Origin of the sequence: Candidatus Oleimmundimicrobium sp. (assembly GCF_030651595.1) — a bacterium.
Lineage (GTDB): Bacteria > Actinomycetota > Aquicultoria > UBA3085 > Oleimmundimicrobiaceae > JAUSCH01.
This window is the reverse complement of sequence record NZ_JAUSCH010000084.1, coordinates 59564-65685: the sequence shown is the minus strand read 5'-3', so window position 1 is coordinate 65685 and position 6122 is coordinate 59564. Positions and strand designations below refer to the sequence as shown.

Annotated in this window: 6 protein-coding genes; all 6 read right to left on the bottom strand. The window is 42.5% G+C overall.

Annotated elements, in window-relative coordinates; translation table 11 throughout:
- Positions 1 to 1576, bottom strand: a 1576-nt coding sequence (locus Q7U95_RS05185; protein WP_308752464.1) for a molybdopterin-dependent oxidoreductase, incomplete at its 3' end; no start/stop codon positions are given.
- A gap of 11 nt (positions 1577 to 1587) precedes the next feature.
- A complete protein-coding gene (locus Q7U95_RS05180) occupies positions 1588 to 2016 on the bottom strand; it encodes a CBS domain-containing protein (protein WP_308752462.1) in 429 nt (142 codons plus the stop codon).
- A gap of 21 nt (positions 2017 to 2037) precedes the next feature.
- Complete coding sequence (gene nuoF, locus Q7U95_RS05175) at positions 2038 to 3834, bottom strand: NADH-quinone oxidoreductase subunit NuoF (RefSeq protein ID WP_308752461.1); 1797 nt, start codon at positions 3832 to 3834, stop codon at positions 2038 to 2040.
- A gap of 9 nt (positions 3835 to 3843) precedes the next feature.
- On the bottom strand, positions 3844 to 4623 hold the full coding sequence (locus Q7U95_RS05170; RefSeq protein WP_308752459.1) for a dihydropteroate synthase: 780 nt from the start codon (positions 4621 to 4623) through the stop codon (positions 3844 to 3846).
- 15 nt (positions 4624 to 4638) lie between these two features.
- Complete coding sequence (gene nuoE / locus Q7U95_RS05165) at positions 4639 to 5154, bottom strand: NADH-quinone oxidoreductase subunit NuoE (protein WP_308752457.1); 516 nt, start codon at positions 5152 to 5154, stop codon at positions 4639 to 4641.
- 61 nt (positions 5155 to 5215) lie between these two features.
- Complete coding sequence (locus tag Q7U95_RS05160; RefSeq protein WP_308752455.1) at positions 5216 to 5974, bottom strand: AAA family ATPase; 759 nt, start codon at positions 5972 to 5974, stop codon at positions 5216 to 5218.
- Positions 5975 to 6122 lie beyond the last annotated feature (148 nt).

Genomic DNA, 6122 nt, shown 5'->3' with positions numbered 1-6122 from the left:
TGGAGAGGACATTATCGGTGCCGCTTGTATGCTGAGTTATTCCCATACAATAAAAAATTGCTCCATTTTTGGCTGAGGCAAATAATCGCGCTGCTTCTCGCAAGGAATCAGCAGAAATACCGGAAATCTTCTCGACTTTCTTAGGCGTATAATTAATGACTGCTTTCTTTAATTCCTCGTAATCTTCAGTCCTCTTTTTGATAAATTCCTTATTCTCCAGGCCTTCTTCGATTATCACGTTCATAAGCCCGTTTAAGACGGCCACATCGGTTCCCGGTTTTTGGGAGAGCCATGTGTGAGCATGTTCGGTTAATTGAATCTTTCTGGGATCAATTACAATTAATTTCGTGGCAAAATCAGATACCGCCCTCTTCATCTCAAGAGCAATTACCGGATGGTTTTCCGTAGTATTTGAACCGATAACTAAAATTACATCAGCTTCGTGTATATCGGCGATAGAATTTGTCATCGCTCCGCTTCCAAATGCTTTGACCAGACCGGCCACCGTTGGAGCGTGTCACAACCGGGCACAATGGTCGATATTGTTTGTGCCAATCACCGCCCTCATAAACTTCTGCATCAGATAATTTTCTTCATTGGTACACTTTGCTGAGGAAAGACCAGCAATTGCGTCGGGGCCGTGCTTCTTTTTAATCTCAGAAAATTTGTTTGCAACAGTCCGTATGACCTCATCCCAAGATGTTTCTACCAGCTTCCCGTCTTTTCGGATTAGAGGGGAGGTGAGTCTATCAGAGTGATTCACAAAATCATAACCAAAACGGCCTTTTACGCAAGTATTTCCCTTATTCGCTCCGCTTTCGACATCAGCTGAGACACGAACTATTTCACCATCTTTAACCTGAAGCTCAAGTTCACAACCGCAACCACAGTAAGGGCAAATTGTCTTTACTTTTTCTATCTCCCAAATTCGCCCCTTATACCTGCTCATCTTCTCAGTTAAGGCTCCTGTTGGACACGTAGATACGCACTGTCCGCAAAGCTCGCATTTTGTTTCAATAAGCGACCTGTCATAAGGAGTTGTAACTATGGTATCGAATCCTCGATTCGCAAAGGTATATATCTTATTCTGTTGAACCTCTTCACAGATACGAACACAACGACCACAGAGGATGCATTTATTTAAATCCCTCTCAATTAAAGGATTATAATCCTCGACGGTATAAGCATGTTTTTCTCCCTTAAAACGATTCTCTTCTATCCCCAACTCATAAGCCAAATCTTGAAGCTGACACTGGCCTGCGCTTTCACACGTTATGCAACTTAGTTCATGATCAGAAAGAAGCAGCTCAACTATGGTTCTTCTTATTTCATAAAGCGGAATCGTGTCTGTATTTACAACCATTCCATCTGTAACTTTAGTTGCACAAGCAGGCAAAAAATTTCTTGCCCCCTCGACTTCGACAAGACAAACCCGGCAAGCCCCATAGGGCTTAAGTCTCGGATCATGGCAAAGAGTAGGAATTCTTATGCCATTTTCCTTAGCAACCTCAAGTATAGTTTGGCCCGATTCGGACACAACTTTTTTGCCATTAATCGTCAAACTTATCTTAGGCATACTTCCTCCGTTTACTCTTCTTTTCTTTTTGTAACTCGGGCTCCAACCTCAATTAATATGCAGCTGATAAAATCCCTGATAAAATTCGCTATATCAGAGAGAGAAAGCATCCCGACAACTTTTCCGTTGACCGTTACCGGCAAATACCTTATCTCCAACTCCTCAAGCAATTTAGCGGCCTTTGCCGCCTCCATTTCCGGAGAAACTGAGACAACACTCTCATGCATGAAATCTCTCACTTTGGTCTTCTTGATATCCAAACCAACGGCAACAACCTCAGTTGCTATCATTCTGTCGGTAATTATCCCAAGAAGTTCTTCGTCATCGACGACCAAAAGCGAGCCTACTTTCTTTTTCTTCATTACGTTTGCTGCTTCTTTAGCGGTAGCATCCGGATAAATTGATGCAGCTCCCTTAGTCATAATATCTTTAACAATCATGGGAAACTCCTTTCAAAAAGCTTACTTTGCAATATATATTGCATCAAATGGGCAGTGTTGCATACAAATGCCACATTTTACACACTTCTCGATATCTATTTCGTGCGGATGTTTCTTTTCCCCGCTTATAGCACCCACCGGACAGTGTTTTTTACAAACACCACAACCCTTACAAACATTCTCTTTAATAACATAGGCAATAAGCTCGGAACACACTCCTGCTCGACATTTTCCTTCTTTAACATGCTCCTCAAACTCTTCGCGAAAATATTTAAGCATTGTAAGCACCGGATTGGGAGCTGTTTGCCCCAAACCACAGAGCGACGAAACCTTAACATCTTGAGCTAACTGTTCTAAGAGAACAATTTCCTCCTCACTACTTTCCCCCCTGGTCATCCGTTGAAGCATCTCAAACATTCGCTTCGTTCCAATACGGCAAGGGACACACTTCCCACATGATTCTTTCTGAGTAAAAGCCAAAAAGTATTTCGCTAAATCCACTATGCAGGAGCTCTCATCCATAACAACCATCCCGCCGGAACCCACAATAGCTCCTGTCTCAGTTAGAGACTCGTAATCTATTGATATATCGAGAAATTTAGCCGGAAGGCATCCGCCGGATGGGCCACCTATCTGAACCGCTTTAAATTCCTTATCTTCCTTTATCCCGCCACAAATGTCGAATATTATATCTCTAAGAGTTGTCCCCATGGGAACCTCAACCAATCCGCCATTCTTAACTTTGCCTGTAATTGCAAAAATCTTGGTGCCTTTACTCTTGCCTGTTCCAATAGCCGCAAATTTGTCGGCCCCATTTGTTATTATCCAGGCAATATTTGCAAGTGTTTCAACGTTATTGATGTTGGTGGGCTTCCCCCAAAGACCGGATTGAGCCGGAAAAGGCGGACGAATGCGGGGCATTCCCCTTTTGCCCTCAATTGAAGCCATAAGAGCTGTCTCTTCCCCGCAAACAAAAGCACCGGCTCCTTCTTTTATCTTAATCTCGAAATTTAAAGAACTGCCCAAAATATTCTTGCCCAAAAAACCTTTCTTCCTGGCTTGCTCAACGGCAATTCTTAATCTTTTAACGGCTAAGGGATATTCAGCCCTAGCATAAATGTATCCCTCAGTAGCCCCGATAGCGTAACCAGCAATCATCATTCCTTCCAGAATGCTATGCGGATCGCCTTCCAAAACACTCCTGTCCATAAAAGCTCCGGGATCCCCTTCATCAGCATTACAAATTATGTACTTTATATCACCGGAGGCTTTTCGGGCAAAATCCCATTTAAGCCCGGTGGGAAACCCGGCTCCACCGCGACCCCTTAAGCCCGAAGCCTTAATTTCTTCGACTACATCTTCGGGAGCCATCTCGCTTAAAACTTTTTTAAAAGCTTTATAACCCCCATGTTCAATATAATCATCTACATTTTCGGGATCGATTAAGCCACAGTTCCGAAGAACAATTCTGTTTTGCTTTTTATAAAAATTTATATCCTTATAAAGAGGAATTTTTTTGTTCGTCAATGAATCTTCATAAAGCAAGTCCTCAACAACTTTGCCCCCAACCAAATGCTCTTCGACGATGCGAGGAACATTTTCCACAGATACTCTCGGATAAAAAACCCCCGTAGGCTGGATAACAACGATTGGGCCCTGTTGACAAAAACCATGACAACCGGTCTGAACAATATCAATTTCCAAAATTTTTCGTTTCTTAAGCTCGTTCTTAAAAGCAGTTTTTACTTTTTCAGAACCGCTTAAAACACAGCCCGTCCCCGTGCATATAAAAACCTTGGTTTGTTTTCCTTTAGCCATAAATTTCACCTAATCCAGATAAGAGTGACAGTAAAGAACTTCATTTCTTAATATCCTCACTGTTTTAACTGCATCCATTAATTCCTTATCAAAAGGATCGGCAATTGCCGCATCCAGTCCAACAGTTGCAAGCATGGTAAGATATGTTCTATCCAAAAGCGGCTTAGTTTCAGCAGGTGCTCCATTCGAAATATTGCTTAATCCGACAACCGTTTTAATCGGAGGGTCATTTAACTGCCTAAACATCTTTATCGCTTCAATTGCTTCCTGAGCTTGCTCTTGAGCAACAGCAACCGGAAGAATCAATGGGTCCAGGTAAAGATTCTCCATTGGGACTCCTTTTTCAGCCATTTTCGTCATAATATCAACGGCTATTGCTAATCTTTCATTTGCGTCTCGCGGAATGCCCGTCTCAGTCATAGTTAATCCAATTACGTTAGCCTCATACTTTGCAGCCAAACTCATCATTGTTTCAAGCCTATTGGGCTCCCCGGAAGCAGAATTTATAATTGGCTGTTTCTTACAAACCTTCAACCCTGCTTCCATCGCTTCCGCGTTGGTAGTATCCAAACAAAGCATTACATCGACCGCATCCTGAACGGTCTTCACAACCCATTCCATTATTTCCGCACCGTTCTTACGTGCTGGTCCAATGTTTATGTCTAAAACATTAGCGCCAGCTTCAACTTGAGCAACCGCTAAATCTTGAATTGGCTTGGGATCTCGATTTTTCATGGCAGGGCCTATAGTCATTGACATAACATTAATTTTTTCTCCAATTATTAACATCTAAACCTCCTGTTTTTAATTAATCGACTTATTTTTAGTTTTTATGTTGCGTATTATTTCTCGAACCATTTTGGGCGTTAGCCGTCCGTAGGTTTCATCATTCATTCTCATAACGGGAGCAAGACTACAAGCTCCCAAACAGGCAACTGATCTCAAAGTAAACTGCCGATCATGAGTGGTCTCGCCTTCTTCAATACCCAATTCATCGGCCAATGCTTCTGTTATTTTCTTCGCCCCGCTCACGTGACAAGCTGTCCCTTGACATACTGAAATCACGTTCTTCCCCACCGGAATAAGAGAAAACTGCGGGTAGAAAGTGGCTACGCCGTAAAGCTGACTCAACTGAATCCCCGTGGCCTCAGAAACATAGTCTAAAACATCTTCAGAAAGATAACCGAACCTTTTCTGAATCTCTTGAAGTAACGGGATAGTTGCCCCGGGATAATCTTTATATCTTTCAATAATATCAGAAATTTCAGAGAGATTGAGTTTTTCACCACTCGACTTCCCGCACTTACACTGACATGCCATCTAAATCCTCCTTCTTAAAAATAATTTATATCTTCCGGCCCATGGCCTCTTCAACTTCTTCTCAAAGAGAATCAATCTCTTTTACAAATAACTTATCGAGGTCGTAAGCCGATTTTCCCTCAATATCAGCAAGACGAACTTTGCTGTTCTCGCTTAGCCACCCCACTATAGGTACATCGGGAATTTCTTTTTTTATTTTTTCTTCTATACGCTTCTTCTCACCATCTCTAACCTTGTTTACCACCAGAAAAACTTTTTTGATGCCTATGTCTTTGGCAAGACTTCTTATCGACTTCGCGGTCTCTATGCTGCGAAGGCCGGGTTCGACTACAACGATAAAAGCATCCACCGATTCGGCAGTTCCTCTTCCTAAGTGTTCAATACCCGCTTCCATATCCATGACAACCACTTCATCTCGCTCAAAAAGCAAATTTCTCATTAAACTCCGCAAAAGTGCACTTTCGGGGCAGATGCAACCGCTTCCCCCTTTTTCTACTCCACCTAAAACCAGAAGCCTTATGCCTAAAAACTTCACCCCTACCTTTTCAGGAATATCATCAACTTTTGGATTTATCTTAAAAAAACTTCCCATGGTGCCTAGTTTTGCTCCCGTACGTTCCTCAATCAGTTTTTTCATATATGATATGGGTACAATTTTTTCCCGTAATCTTGACGCCCCAATAATAGCCGAGGCCAAATTAGCATCCGGATCAGCGTCAACCGCCAAAACTTTATAACCTTTATCATTATACAATCTGGCAAGCGCTCCAGCGATGGTTGTCTTTCCAACACCGCCCTTACCTGTAACTGCTATCTTCATTTAAATCCTCGCTTTCGTCGATAGATAACCCGGCCCTACCAGATACTGGCCCGTACTGGGTAACTTCGATAGCTAACGGCTCTCTGCTCCATCAGTCGGTAGTCTCTTAGTGGGGAGTCGGTAGTTTGTTGGCCAGATTGCTGGTTTT